General features: G+C 47.9%; 13 protein-coding genes. 8 read left to right on the forward strand and 5 right to left on the reverse strand.

Features of this window, described 5'->3' with window-relative positions; genetic code table 11:
* Positions 1–56 precede the first annotated feature (56 nt).
* Entirely contained in the window at positions 57–1,616 is a 1,560-nt protein-coding gene (locus tag V7P87_RS11975) for a diguanylate cyclase (protein WP_333797634.1), read from the reverse strand.
* A 434-nt stretch (positions 1,617–2,050) separates the two neighbouring features.
* Here V7P87_RS11975 and V7P87_RS11980 point away from each other — a divergent pair, with 434 nt between their 5' ends.
* Positions 2,051–3,847 (forward strand): M61 family metallopeptidase, encoded by a 1,797-nt coding sequence (locus V7P87_RS11980; RefSeq protein ID WP_333797635.1) that lies wholly within the window; start codon positions 2,051–2,053, stop codon positions 3,845–3,847.
* 101 nt (positions 3,848–3,948) lie between these two features.
* Here the strand turns inward: V7P87_RS11980 and queF are convergent, their stop codons facing one another.
* Positions 3,949–4,797, reverse strand: coding sequence for an NADPH-dependent 7-cyano-7-deazaguanine reductase QueF (gene queF / locus V7P87_RS11985; RefSeq protein WP_333797636.1), 849 nt, complete (start codon positions 4,795–4,797; stop codon positions 3,949–3,951).
* 55 nt (positions 4,798–4,852) lie between these two features.
* Between queF and syd the strand changes: the two genes are divergently transcribed.
* Positions 4,853–5,395: a SecY-interacting protein gene (gene syd / locus V7P87_RS11990; protein ID WP_333797637.1), complete on the forward strand. Its 543-nt coding sequence runs from the start codon at positions 4,853–4,855 to the stop codon at positions 5,393–5,395.
* Between the two features lie 40 nt (positions 5,396–5,435).
* Here the strand turns inward: syd and V7P87_RS11995 are convergent, their stop codons facing one another.
* Complete coding sequence (locus tag V7P87_RS11995; RefSeq protein WP_333797638.1) at positions 5,436–6,209, reverse strand: DUF2310 family Zn-ribbon-containing protein; 774 nt, start codon at positions 6,207–6,209, stop codon at positions 5,436–5,438.
* Positions 6,209–6,532, reverse strand: a complete 324-nt coding sequence (locus V7P87_RS12000) for a hypothetical protein (RefSeq protein WP_333797639.1) — start codon at positions 6,530–6,532, stop codon at positions 6,209–6,211. The genes V7P87_RS11995 and V7P87_RS12000 overlap by 1 nt, the downstream gene beginning before the upstream one ends.
* A 180-nt stretch (positions 6,533–6,712) precedes the next feature.
* On the opposite strand from V7P87_RS12000, the gene V7P87_RS12005 reads away from it, so the two are divergent.
* The 3 genes from V7P87_RS12005 (at position 6,713) to V7P87_RS12015 (ending at position 8,197) form a co-directional block, all read left to right on the forward strand.
* Positions 6,713–7,081: a DUF3192 domain-containing protein gene (locus V7P87_RS12005; RefSeq protein ID WP_333797640.1), complete on the forward strand. Its 369-nt coding sequence runs from the start codon at positions 6,713–6,715 to the stop codon at positions 7,079–7,081.
* Positions 7,082–7,202: 121 nt separating this feature from the next.
* Positions 7,203–7,856: a GNAT family N-acetyltransferase gene (locus tag V7P87_RS12010; protein ID WP_296299160.1), complete on the forward strand. Its 654-nt coding sequence runs from the start codon at positions 7,203–7,205 to the stop codon at positions 7,854–7,856.
* Positions 7,857–7,861: 5 nt separating this feature from the next.
* Positions 7,862–8,197: a DUF962 domain-containing protein gene (locus V7P87_RS12015; RefSeq protein ID WP_333797641.1), complete on the forward strand. Its 336-nt coding sequence runs from the start codon at positions 7,862–7,864 to the stop codon at positions 8,195–8,197.
* Between the two features lie 10 nt (positions 8,198–8,207).
* Here the strand turns inward: V7P87_RS12015 and V7P87_RS12020 are convergent, their stop codons facing one another.
* Positions 8,208–8,504 carry a DUF3301 domain-containing protein gene (locus V7P87_RS12020; RefSeq protein ID WP_296299157.1) on the reverse strand — a complete coding sequence of 99 codons (297 nt, stop codon included), beginning with the start codon at positions 8,502–8,504 and terminating at the stop codon, positions 8,208–8,210.
* A 99-nt stretch (positions 8,505–8,603) separates the two neighbouring features.
* On the opposite strand from V7P87_RS12020, the gene V7P87_RS12025 reads away from it, so the two are divergent.
* The 3 genes from V7P87_RS12025 to V7P87_RS12035 all read left to right on the forward strand — a co-directional run bounded on the left by V7P87_RS12025 (position 8,604) and on the right by V7P87_RS12035 (position 13,068).
* A complete protein-coding gene (locus tag V7P87_RS12025; RefSeq protein ID WP_333797642.1) occupies positions 8,604–8,945 on the forward strand; it encodes a YqcC family protein in 342 nt (113 codons plus the stop codon).
* On the forward strand, positions 8,932–9,762 hold the full coding sequence (gene truC, locus V7P87_RS12030) for a tRNA pseudouridine(65) synthase TruC (RefSeq protein ID WP_333797643.1): 831 nt from the start codon (positions 8,932–8,934) through the stop codon (positions 9,760–9,762). Before V7P87_RS12025 ends, truC begins: the two co-directional genes overlap by 14 nt.
* 309 nt (positions 9,763–10,071) lie before the next feature.
* Positions 10,072–13,068 carry a TonB-dependent receptor gene (locus V7P87_RS12035; protein ID WP_333797644.1) on the forward strand — a complete coding sequence of 999 codons (2,997 nt, stop codon included), beginning with the start codon at positions 10,072–10,074 and terminating at the stop codon, positions 13,066–13,068.
* Positions 13,069–13,134 lie beyond the last annotated feature (66 nt).

Consider the following 13,134-nt stretch of genomic DNA (forward strand, 5'->3'; position numbering starts at 1 on the left):
CTGTACGCCACTGGCCCGGGCTGGGGCCGGCCTGGCGGCAGCCCTGTTATGCTGGTTTAATCGCGGAACACCACTTTGTCGCGACCACTGCGTTTGGCGTCGTACAAGGCTTCGTCTGCTCTGTCAAAAGCCTCACGGTTGGTGTCGGCGGTGCGAAGTTCAGTCGCGCCGAATGAAATAGTGATAGGTACGTTTTTATCTTTAAATTTAAAGGGGATACGTTTAATTTTTTCCCGGATGCTATTCAGTGGGCTCACTAAATCTTTGATATCTGTTTCCGGGAATAACAGGATAAATTCTTCACCGCCGTAACGGGCAATAAAGTCGGTTTCACGCAGGCTTTGTTTTAATGCTTTGGCAATCACTTTTAAGGTTTTGTCGCCGGCGCTGTGGCCATAGTTGTCGTTAATACTCTTAAAGTGATCAACATCAGCCAGCACTATGGTCAGTGGCCTGCCTGAGCGTTTGGCTCTTTTCACTTCAAGCTCATAACGTTCATCAAAGGCGGCGCGGTTTGGCAGCTCAGTCAACGCATCCTGCAGGCTGCGGAATTTTTGTTCGGCCAGACGTTTTTTAAACTGATTAGCCTCTTCTTCCAGCTCTTTTAACCTTTCGGCCATGCTGTTCAGCGCCTGCAGCATTAATTCACGTTCCTGCCGCTCCAGTTGTTCTTTGTCTTTGAGCGAGTTGGTGATCACACCCAGTTTGCTGCTGACCATCGTCTGCAGCTGTTCCAGCGAGGTCGCCGATTTGGTTTCTTTACTCAGTAAATCTATCTGGCGCTCAATTTGTTCATTCAGCGCCTGCATTTTTTGTTTAATGTCATGGCTGCTGGTCAGCGACGACACCAACGAATGTTGCACGCTGGTCAGTGCTTCATTCAGTTTTAATAAAAAGTGCTGAGCCGACTGCCGCTCATCATTGATGCTGGAAATAATAATTTCGATGGTCTGCAGACAGGCTTCCAGCAGTTTTTCAATATTAAGTTCAGTCAGCAGGCTTAAACGAATGGCTTCAATCGATTTGGCATACTGGCCTTCAAAGGCCAGCTCGCTGAGCAGGTTGGTTAATTCCACCGAAATTTGCCGGCAGATAGCGTCATAACGGTCAGTTTCAGCAGGTGCAGCAACACTCTGCTGCTCAAGGTCATGTTTGGCGGAGAGCGCCGACTGATACAGCTCAGTTAAATGGGTTAAATGCGGCAAAAAGGCATTCACACTGGGGCTGGGTTCGTCTACTTTGCTCAGCAGTTCACGTAAATCTCTTCTGAGCTGATCTGGCAAACCCCGTTGTTTTTGCAGCAGTTTTCCGGCTTCGGTTAAGCTCAGCTGGGCCTTTTTAACTTCTTGTTGCTGTTTGGCTTCCAGCAGTTTCAGCTGTTCAGTGGTGGCTTCAACAAAAGGCAGGATCTTTTCCAGATCGATGCCTTTGGCCAGTTCCTGCCGCAGTCTGGCCAGTTTGTTGTCCAGATCAACATCAATTCCTTTGCACACCAGCGACAGACGAGACACAAAGTTGGTCAGAATTTTAAACTGACCTTCATAGGTGTCTTCGAGCTGTTTGCGGGCTTTTAACGCTGAGGCAAGTTGGGTTTTGAGATTGTTGTCTGAGTCCACTACTGACGTTTTCCTGGCTAGAAGCGAGTGACGTTTGCGCTAAGTATATCGTTAATAAAGGCAAAAGCGCAGTCGTTTTCTTGTATTGCGACAAATTTGCACAATAAAAAACGGCAGGTTGAACGCCTGCCGTTTTTTTGTCCCGCTTGGGACTTTGTTTTTATTTCCTGGTCAGGTAGTAGGGTAACCAGGATTGTTCTTCTACAGAGGTCAGGGTTGTCATTGCAGTTGTCCTGTTAAATCAGTTGGGGTTGATGTGTCTGGCATCAACGTCGCTAAGTTAACCATATTTCGAAACGAAAGTAAAAGTTGAGTTGTAATGTTTCAGTGTGACTTTCATAAATATTGAAAGCAAAAGTGTACACTTTGACCGCAAAGCGCTGGCGTCCTTGCTGAATTTGACTTAGGTTGAGCCCGAGTTCAGAGGAGTTGTTATGAAAGTTATGCTAAAAATTTTTGGTTTGATGATGTTGCTGTATGGCGCAGCACTGAAGGCGCAAACCTATTACCAGATTAATATCAGTCAGCCCGAACATCATCTGGCGGACGTGCAGATGAAGTTTAAGGTGCTGGCGCCCGGTGTGGTGGAGCTTAAACTGCCGGCATGGCGGACCGGCAAATATCAGATCCTGGATTTAGCCAATGGGGTGCGATTATTTCAGGCCCGTGATCAACAAGGTCAGCTGCTGAAGTTTCGCAAAAAAGAAAAAAGCAGCTGGTTGCTGGAGCTGCCCGCTGCAGGTGACATTGAAGTCAGTTATCAGATATATGCCAATCAGCTGGGTGAGCGTAGCCGTCATATTGATGAAACCCACGCATATATCAATCCGAGTGCCTATCTGATGTTCAGCGATGAGCTGCGCTCGCAACCTTCCACAGTGCAGCTGCAGGTGCCGGCCAATTGGCGCAGCACTTCGGGTATGCCGCGTGGTGACAATCCACATCAGTTTAAAGCGGCAAATTATGATGTGTTGTCTGACTCGCCGATAGAAACAGGCATACATCAGTCTTTTAGTTTTGTGGTTGATCACCGCAATTACGAAGTGGTGTTTTGGGGCGAAGGAAATTACGATTCGAAACAAATAGTGGCTGATTTACAAAAGCTGGTGGCGCAGGCGCCCAGCATCTGGCAGGGATACCCCTATCAGAACTACCTCTTTATTATTCATGCTACCTCAGGCGCCCGTGGTGCGACTGAACATTTAAATTCAACGGTGATCCAGCGTGACAGATTCAGTTTTGCCAGTCGCAAACATTATCTGGAGTTTTTAGGCACTGCGGCCCACGAGCTGGTGCACACCTGGAACGTCAAAGCTTATCGCCCGGCAGAACTGGTGCCTTATGATTATTTAGCGCCGAACTACACAGAGCTGTTATGGATTTCGGAAGGTTCCACCAGCTATTTCCAGAATCAGTTATTACTGCGTGCCGGTTTAATGACCCCAGCCGAGTTTTATGAAGACTTAGCCAAACGACTGGAGAAGTTTGCCCGTTTACCCGGCGCTAAAGTGCAGTCGGTGGCGCAAAGCAGTTTTGACAGTTGGATCAGTCTGTCGGGCGATCATGCCGATAACTTTAGTGTGAATATCTACTCTGAAGGTTATCTGGTCAGCTGGCTGCTGGATCAACATTTATTGCGCCACTCCGGCTTAAAGGCCAGTTACCGCACCCTGCACAATGAGTTGTATCAGCGTTTTGGCAAAACCACGGCTTTTACTGCCGCTGACGTACAACAAATTGCGCTGGATTTAACCGGCAAACCCCTGACTGAATTCTGGCAACAACAGGTTGAAAGCCCACTACAACTGGATGCCACAGCCTTGTTGGCAGACGCTGGTCTTGAGTATAAAACCGCTGACAAACAACAGGCCTGGTTAGGTGTAACCGGCAGCTTTAATGCCGGGGTCGAAAAGCTCAGTAAAGTGGAGCGTGATGGTCCGGCCTGGCAAGCGGGTTTAACTTCAGAGGATGAAGTCATCGCTGTAAACCGGTTGCAGTTAAAATCGGCACTGACTGACAGGCTCAAAGATTTTAAACCAGGTGAAAAGCTGAGGTTAACACTGTTCCGGCAGGGCCGGTTGCTGGACAAAACTGTGACCTTAGGCGCTTTACCGGCTGAACCTGGTAAAATTGTGCCAGTGAAAAAACCAAGCCGTCAGCAGAAGTTATACCATCAGGCCTGGCTTGGTGTGCCACTTGCCGATGGTGCTGAGAGCAAGGCAAAACGCTGAGCTAAAACCCTGAAAGAAAGAGTTTTTAGTATCAACAGCTAAGCTGTTCAGAATAAAAAAGGCCGCAAATGCGGCCTTTTTTATCAGCTTTACCGAAGATGTTATTGTCGGGTCAGCCGGATATTTGGTGGGGTATAAGGTTCGCTGCTGCGTAGCGGGTTGATATCCAGGCCGCCTCGTCGGGTATAACAGGCATACACAGCAAGAAATTCCGGCTGGCAGCGGCGCTGAATATCCAGATAAATGCGCTCAACACATTGTTCATGAAATTCATTGTGATGACGAAAGCTAATCAGATAACGCAGCAGGCTTTCATGGTCAATAGCGGCACCACGGTAATGAATAAATACACTGGCCCAATCCGGTTGTGAGGTAATGAGACAATTGGATTTTAATAAATGGGAATGTAATTTTTCTTCCACCTGATGTGCAGGGCCTGCCAGTTTTAACAGTTCCGGGTCAAATTCATACTGCTGCACTTCAATATCCAGATCATCCAGGCATCGCCCCTGGATCCAGGTGGGCTGAAACGCGATCAGTTCATTGACATGATGAATAGTCACTTCAACTTTGGCACCGGCACAAGCCGATAAATCGCGCACCAGCGTTTGATACAGCTGGCTGATATCCACAAAACGGGTTTGGTTCAGGCTGTTCAGATACAACTTAAAAGACTTAGACTCAATCAGATTGGCCGAGCTGACCGGCACCACAAAAGTGGCCAGTGCCACCATAGGTTTGCCTTTGTGATTGAGCCAGGACAGCTCGTAGGCATGCCAGATATCCTGACCATAAAATGGCAAAGTTTCGGTGCCGGCAGAAAGCCCGATGGCATCGCGGCCCAGCTGACGTGGTACGGGTTGCAGCAGGCTGGCGTCGTACTGGTCGGTATAAGCGGTGGTTTTGCCCAGGCTTAAATGGGCAAGTAAAGATTCATCTGGTTTTGTCATGGCAAGCTCGAACCGGTTAGAATGCGGCAATTTTATCACAGGATATTGGGCTCTTATGTCTGAAGTTGCGTTGCAATTGAGCGATTTATTAAAAAAATGCCGGCAAGCGGCCGAGGCTGCAGGTCAGCAGTGGTGGGCTTATGCTGAACCTGAGCAAACTTCCCCTTGTCAGTATGGTGAGGTGGTAAATGAGCAAGTCGCCTGGTGGCCGGTGTTTGTACAAAATCCTATTGATTTTAGCGGCCTGGAGCATGGGCTTGAGCTTGAATTACATCCGGACATCAAAGCTTATTACAACGTGGCTTTTGGCGGTGGTTTAAAGCTGCAGCATCAGCGTGGGCCTGTTGAGCTGTTAATGCCCTGGCATCAGGCCGACACTGAGCGGTTGCAACAAAATATTATTGGTCATGTGCTGATGAAAAGACGGTTAAAACAACAAGTCACCATCTTTTTTGCCGTAACCGACGATGAAGATTTATTGTTGTCTGTGCTCAACAGCACAGGTGAGGTGTATCTGGAGCGGGTGGGCTGTGAAGTAAAAGAAAAGCTGGCCGGCTCTTTAACTGAATTTTTACAGAGCCTGAGCTTGCCGGCATAAAAACCGGCAGGCGCTGTCACAACAGTTGGCCGGCCTGATGTTATTGGCATTGCCAGGCAATGTTACTTAATAACCGGCAGGGTTCACACTGAAAATCAAATAGCTGATGTAGCGGTGTTTTCAGTGCCCAGGCTTTGCCGCAGCCAGGGCACAGTTTATCCGCTTCCTGACTGCAGTCGTTACTGCTGCCACTATAAAGTGCGTAATAAACAGGTCGTTGTAACGACTGCTCCAGCTTCCTGGCAAAAGTCCGCCCTTGCTGATTCAGCTTACTGTGCAGCCTTTGTAAACTGCGTTCAGCGGTATTATCCAGCACTCTTTTTTCCTGCATCTGAATTTCATCCAGCGCCTGATATTGCAGCTGCCAGCGGATCAAATCTTCATGGTCCTGTGCTGAGGTGGCCTTCAACTGATAAAGCGGTACAGGGGCAAAATGTTCAGCACAATAAAGCACTGAATTACTATGGCCAAAACGGCAATAAAGGATATAAGCCGCCGGTGTTTTGCAAGGATCGGTATGGTTGGACATCAGATCTTCGCCAAGCACTGCCATCTGAGGATAAGCAAGGCCGGCACTGCCAAGCGCATGTAATGCCGCAAGCCCTCTTTGGCTATGGTGTTGTTTTTGCAGTGCATCAGGCGCAGGTAAAATCAGCCGGCTGACAAATTCATCCTGCGCCAGATAAGTCGGAAATTCGCGCCCCAGTATCTGCCCCTGAAAAATAAGGCATTCCAGATATGCCCGCACCGCAGCTTCAGCGGCCGGGTAACTGGTGTCGGCAATAATACGAAATCTGAGTTCAGCCACCCACATCAGCTTTTATCCTGCAGTTGTTGTAACAACAACAGCGCCTGATCAAGTTTTTGCTCCAGGCGGCGAATGTCTTGTTGCAGCATGGCAAGATCAACAGTTTCTGCTGCAGGTAATGCCTCTTGTTGTAACAGATTGTTGTCTGGTTGTGCAGCATCGGGCAGGGCGGCCGGCGGATTTGCCCGCCATTGCTGGTAAGCGCTGAACAGTTCAGGTGCGGCCACACCTTTGCCGGCACGGGCGCGTACCAGCGCCAGACTTGGGGTTTTGCCTTCCTGCTGCAGTGTGGCGGCAATCTGGCATACCAGAGAATACAAAGCTGTCATGGTTCAGTCGTTTTTGCTAAAAAGTGGTTTAATTTACCACTTGTTACAAATGGATAGCGAGCACCTAATTGATAACTTATTGTTTTTAATGATAAGTTTTATTGGCATTGGGTTTGCTTATGCCATGGCGAAAACAATTCTCCCATTCTTTTTTAAGTAGGTATTTAATAAGGATCTTTTATGAACTCTCTGATGAAATTATTCGCTGCGGCCACTTTAACTTCTTTATTATCCGGCTGTGTGATTGCAGTAGGGCATGATAACAATGACGATGACAGCTGGAGCAAAACCAAAAAAATTCAGCAAACCAACCAGAACTATATCAGTCAGTTAAAAACAGGTGTGGATGCAGCTTCAGTGCGTAACAGCCTGGGAACCCCGGATTTTACCGAGTCGTTCCAGAAAAACGGCGACACAGTAGAAGTATTATTTTACCGCACCCACCGCAGCCATGGTGACGGCGTGACCACCAAAGACGAATGTACCGCGCTGATTTTCCAACGTGGTTTATTAGTAGGCTGGGGCGATAAAGCGTACCAGCAGCTGTAATATGCCCGCCTGAACACAAACCGGCCTCTGGCCGGTTTTGTTGTTTATCGGCCTGATTTGCGCTCTTGCTATTGCCTGCTATGGTGGATAAGCCACTGATGATAAAAAAGGAAAAGGCAAGATGAGCGATATTTCAGCGCTGGAAAATCCAACCGATCAAAGTTTAAAAGTTGAAGTGTTAAATGCCGAGCAACTCAAACTGGCCGCATCCATTTTGTATATGGCCTATCATGACGATCCGCTCTTTATGCAAATTTTCCGTGCTGAAACGCCTGATTATGAAAAAAGGCTGCGTTCGGCCATCCGGGAAGATCTGGCCGCGTTCTGGCAGGCCGGACAACCTATTCTGGGGTTATTACAGGGTGAGCAGTTATTAGGGGTTGCCTGTATTACCACGCCTGCTTCTGAGCTGACAGGTGACAGATTCTGGCACTGGCGGTTAAAAATGTTATTAACCGCAGGTTTGTTATCGACCCGGCAAATGCTGGAAAAAGAGCAAAAAATACATGCCGCTATGCCGGCTAAAAACTACCATATGCTGGCCTTTCTGGCGCGCAATCCCAGTTACCATCACCCTGCAGCCATGCGCACTTTTTTACAGGCGATAGATCACTGGGTAGATCAGGATGCCAGCTCAGAAGGCATTGGTGTTTTTGTTACCCTGGATAAATATTTGCCGCTTTTCCATCAGGATGATTATCAGCAGGTGGCCCGGCTTGACTTTCAGACGGTCAGCGGTACATTGCTGTTTCGATCAAGACAACAAAGAGCCTGAGTCAAATGCAGCAATTTCAGAGTTTTGCTGAGTTTTATCCCTATTATTTAGCTGAGCACAGCAAGCCGTTGTGCCGTGCTTTACATTATGCCGGCAGCACTGTGGTGCTGCTGTTGTTCGGCTGGTTAATTTACAGCGGCCTGTGGCAATTTGTCTGGTTGTTGCCGCTGGCAGGATATGGTTTTGCCTGGGTTGGTCACTTTTTTATTGAGCACAATAAACCCGCGACTTTTCAGTATCCATGGTACAGCCTGCTCGGTGATTGGGTGATGTACAAAGATTTTTTAACCGGACAGCTTGCCGCCAAATTACAGCAGCTGCCCAAACACTCAGCCCCATAAGTAGCAGCATTCAGGTTTTAAAGGCTGGCAGTTCAAAAGCGGCCAGTCTTAAGCCTTTCAGCCACAACTGTGCCTGATACCGGCTTTCGCCATCACCGCTAAATTCCACCAGATACAAAGTTCGAAGCACCCGGTGACCGTCCTTTTTCACCAGTTTGTGACTGACCCTGGCACAATCTAAAAACTGAATTTGTTGTTGCTGGCACAATTGTTTGGCAAGAGCTGTTGCTCTTTCATCCTGGCGGCGTTGCAGCAGAAAAATGTAGGCAATTAACATCAAGCCTATTAATACAGCGACTGAACTCATTATTTTTCTCCGTTTGAACCCGGATGATGAGGTTGGCGGCAAGGATTTGCAAGCCGTGCTAGTATGTGCGCCGGAAAAAAAACTGCGAAGGGGCTGCTGATGCATCAACAAGTTGCCGTGCTATTAAGCCAAATCGAAATTGAACTCAAAAAGCTGCAATTATGGAGTGTAGTGCCGCCTTCAGCCGAGGCGCTGGCCAGTCTGGCGCCGTTTTGTTGTGACACTATGCCGCTGGAACAATGGCTGCAATTTATTTTTATCCCCCGTATGGGCGCTTTGGTGGAAGGGCGTTTGCCTTTGCCGGTGAATATTGCCGTTTGTCCTATCGCCGAAGAGGCATTTGCGCCTCTGACCGAAGCAAAGCTTGGGCTGATCAATAGAATTGCTGATTTAGACCAGTTATTAAGTGGCAAAAGGATACAACAAAGTGCCAGATGTTGAGCTTGCTGCTGCAGAGCCAGTGCAGCTGAAAATCTTATATCAGGACCCTTATCTGGTCGCTGTGGATAAACCGGCCGGTATGCTGGTGCACCGCTCTTTTCTGGACAAACACGAAACCCGTTTTGTGATGCAGACACTGAGGGATCAGCTGGGGCAACATGTGTTCCCGGTGCACCGGCTCGACCGGCCAACCTCAGGGGTGCTGTTGTTTGCGTTATCGTCCGAAGTCGCCCGCTTATTAACAGAGCAGCATCAACAGGAAAGTTGGCGCAAGTTTTATCTGGCGGTGGTGCGTGGTTATGTCAAAGCCCCCTTGCTGCTGGACTATGCGCTGAAAGAGCAGCTGGATAAAGTAGCCGATAAAAAAGCGCGGCAGGATAAAGTGGCACAGGATGCCCGCACCGCCATCTGGCCGCTGGCGCAGGTGGAATTGCCGATAGCGGTAGGACGTTACGCTGCTGCGCGTTACAGTCTGGTGGCGCTGCAGCCACAAACCGGCCGTAAACATCAGCTCAGACGGCATCTTGCCCATTTGTTCCATCCTATAGTGGGCGACACCAGCCATGGGGATGGTAAACATAACAAATTGTTTGCTGAACATTTTGGCAATACCCGTTTATTGCTGGTGGCAAAAAGGCTGGAGTTTTTGCACCCCATCAGTGGTGCGCTGATGCAAATAGATGCCGGAATTGACGACATGTCCGCGCTGTTTGTCCGTTTTGGCTGGCCCGTCAATGAGGATTTTTATCGGCAGCTGTGGTCGGACTGTGATGCTGCTGCTCTGCCGCTGTTATGTCATACCGACGCTGACCGATAAATACAGCAGCTTCTTCAGAGTGTTTTGTTACAGTTACACAGGCTCTGCGTGCTTTTTGTGCAGAGTGCTGTGGAACTAACGCAAACAAGCCACAACGCCACAGAAAAAATGACAGATTTTTGTCAAATCCCGCATTATTTTTTCACTATGATCAGCTGGTTAACCTGATTATTTTTTAGCTGCACCGACCTGTCAGAATTTTGCGTCCGCTTATCACATTCTCTGTATACAAAATATTCTCGCTGTGTTTATAGTGGTTTTGAGGCGGCACAAAAAAAGCCGTCCAAAACAACAATTTGGAGAATAATAATGAAATCTAAGTGTGGAACATCAGGTTTTAAGCGGTCCCTCGCCGCAATTGCAGTTTCTGCAGTGCTTGGGATGTCAGCATCAGCTTATGCAGCTGATACAGCCTCCTCAGGTTATCTCGCCGGCAATATCATCTCCGCAGGCGGTCAGGCGCTGTCTGGAGTGACAATTAAAATAAAAAATACTGACACTGGTCTTGAGCGTACCATACAGTCAGATGCAGATGGCTCTTACCGCTTTCCGCTATTACCAACGGGTAACTATCTGATTATTGCCGAAAAAGACGGTCAGTTGGTTGCACGTAAAGAAAATGTCCGGGTACAGTTAGGCGGTAAAACTCAGGTAGCTCTGGCTGCTGCTGCAGTTGGCTCTTCTGCCGAAGAAGTCGAGCGGTTGTCAGTTACGGGTACCCGCGTTGCAGCGATTGACGTGACTTCGAGTGAAGCTGTGACTCTTGTGGACCAAGCGATGATTAGTCGGATCCCAATCAGTCGTGATGTGACGTCCGTGGCTCTCATGGCTCCAGGCACCACGCAGGGGGACCGTGGCTTTGGTAACTTAGCAAGTTTTGGTGGTGCATCGGTCGGTGAGAATGCTTTTTATCTCAACGGAATGAATATTACTAACTTTCGTAACGGTTTGGCCGGTGCTGAAGTTCCTTTTGAATTCTATGATACTTTTGAAGTGAAAACCGGTGGCTATTCGGCAGAGTTCGGTCGTTCAACCGGTGGTGTGGTGAATGCAACCTCTAAACGTGGTAGCAACGACTTCAAAGCAGGATTCAGTGCATTCTGGGAACCCCACAATCTGAGTGCAACACAAAAAGATTCAGTCAGGACTGATGCAGCCGCTATTGAAGAAGCAGGTTCAAAATACTTTGCGCTCAACAGCAAAGATAAGGATGAACTGAGTAATTATAACCTGTGGTCTAGCGGCGCCCTGATAGAAGATAAGTTCTTTTATTATGCTCTGGTAAACAAAAAAGACCGCACAGCAGATTATGGAACATCGTCAAATTTCTACTTCCGTGACGCGTCCGATATGTTCTATGCAGTGAAGCTGGATTTCTATATCAATTCGCAAAACATCGTTGAGTTGACTGCTTTTGACAGTTCCTCTGATCTAGAGGGCAGAAAATACAATTATGACGCTGATGCCGACAGTCTAAAATCTTTCCGTGGTGATTACATCACGAAGCGCGGGGGGAGCACATGGTCGCTTAAATATACCTCGATCCTAACTGACGAGCTGACCATGGCATTCAACTATGGTATCAACAAAGCGAATTTTAGTGATGTCAACGCTGGTAAATCTCCTTTTGGTGACTTACCTATGATTTTTGAGCGCTTCACAGGCACTAACCTTGGAAGCTGGGCACTTGCGACGCCGTCAGTTGAAGAAGATGAGCGTAAAGCACTGCGGTTAGATTTTGATTATTATCTTGGCGATCACTCCATTCGCTTTGGTGTCGACAGAGAAGATTTGTCTGCTTTCAACGAAACCAGTCGTGCCGGTGGTGTTTCGTACCGTTATCAAGGTTGTGATCCTGCCAAGTTGGCACAGGAAATTGCTTCTGGCTGTAACCTAGTCCGTCAGGAGTTTTACATTAATAATGGTAGTTTCGAGACTGAAAGTTATGCCTATTATGTACAGGACAACTGGAAAGTTACGGATCAGCTGACGTTAAACCTAGGTCTTCGGAATGAGTCTTTCAAAAACCTGAACAAGGTGGGTACTCCGTTTGTTGACGTGGATAACCAGATCGCGCCACGCTTGGGTCTTGCTTTTGACCCTACTGGTGAGGGTGAAGGTAAGTTCTTTGCAAACTATGGCCGTTATTTCCTGCCTGTCGCCACCAACACCAATATTCGTTTGGCTGGTGATGAACTCTATACCCGTCAGGTGTTTAATGTGGCAGCCATTGATCCGAAAACTTTCGTACCAACACTAGGAGCCGCAGCTGGAGGTCTGACAGTATTCTCTAATGGTGAGATCAAAAACACCAAGGAAACTGTGAATGCCGATATTGATCCAATGTACCAGGACGAGCTGATCCTAGGTTATCACGGCATGATTAATGACGACTGGTCATACGGCGTAAAAGCAACTTTCCGTGATCTGAAGAGCACTCTTGAAGACGTTGCCATCGATAAAGGCTTCAACGACATGTTGATGCGTGATTTTAAAGCTGAATGTACGTTGTGTGATGGTTTTCACTACTATGTACTGACGAATCCTGGTAAGCCAGTGACTATTACGACGGATCCTGATGGTGACGGTCCTCTGAAAAATCAAGCTTACACTATTTCTGCTGAGGACCTGAAATATCCAGAAGCTGTGCGTAAATATGCTGCGGTAGATTTAAATGTCAACCGTAACTGGGATGATATCTGGATGTTGGATGCAACTTATACCTGGTCACACAGTTGGGGGAATAGTGAAGGTTTTGTCCGTTCAGATAACGAACAGTCTGATGCGGGTTTGACAACCAACTTTGACCAGCCTGGCCTGCTGGATGGTGGGTTCGGCAATCTGCCAAATGACCGTCGTCACCAGGTTAAAATCTTTGGTTCTTACCGCTTAGCAGAAGATCTGACTGCGGGTGTTAACTTCCGATACAAATCAGGCCGTCCGAAGAATGCTTTCGGTTTCCATGGTACTGATGTATTCGCTTCTTTCTATGAAGCAGAATCTTTCTACAAAGACGGCAAACTGGTACCACGCGGTAGCTTAGGTACAACACCAAGCAACTATACCATTGACTTGTCGCTGCAATATGTGATGGATTTCATGGGCACAGATGTGACCTGGCGTGCGGATGTGTTCAATCTGTTAAACAACCGCAAAGTGTTAGAAGTCAACGAGGTTGCGGAACGTTATGCGGGTGAGGACCCGGATACAGGTCGTTACATCGGTGAAGCAGACCCAGATTATTTACTGCCAACCGACTTCCAACAACCACGTTACGTGCGTTTGAGTGTGGCAGTTGAATTCTGAGCCAACAATCAGTCATGGTGGTAAGCGCAGTCCTCCCTGCTGTTACTTAACACCACTGATCGTTTC

The sequence above is a fragment of the Rheinheimera sp. genome (assembly GCF_036782235.1).
Classification (GTDB): Bacteria; Pseudomonadota; Gammaproteobacteria; order Enterobacterales; family Alteromonadaceae; genus Pararheinheimera.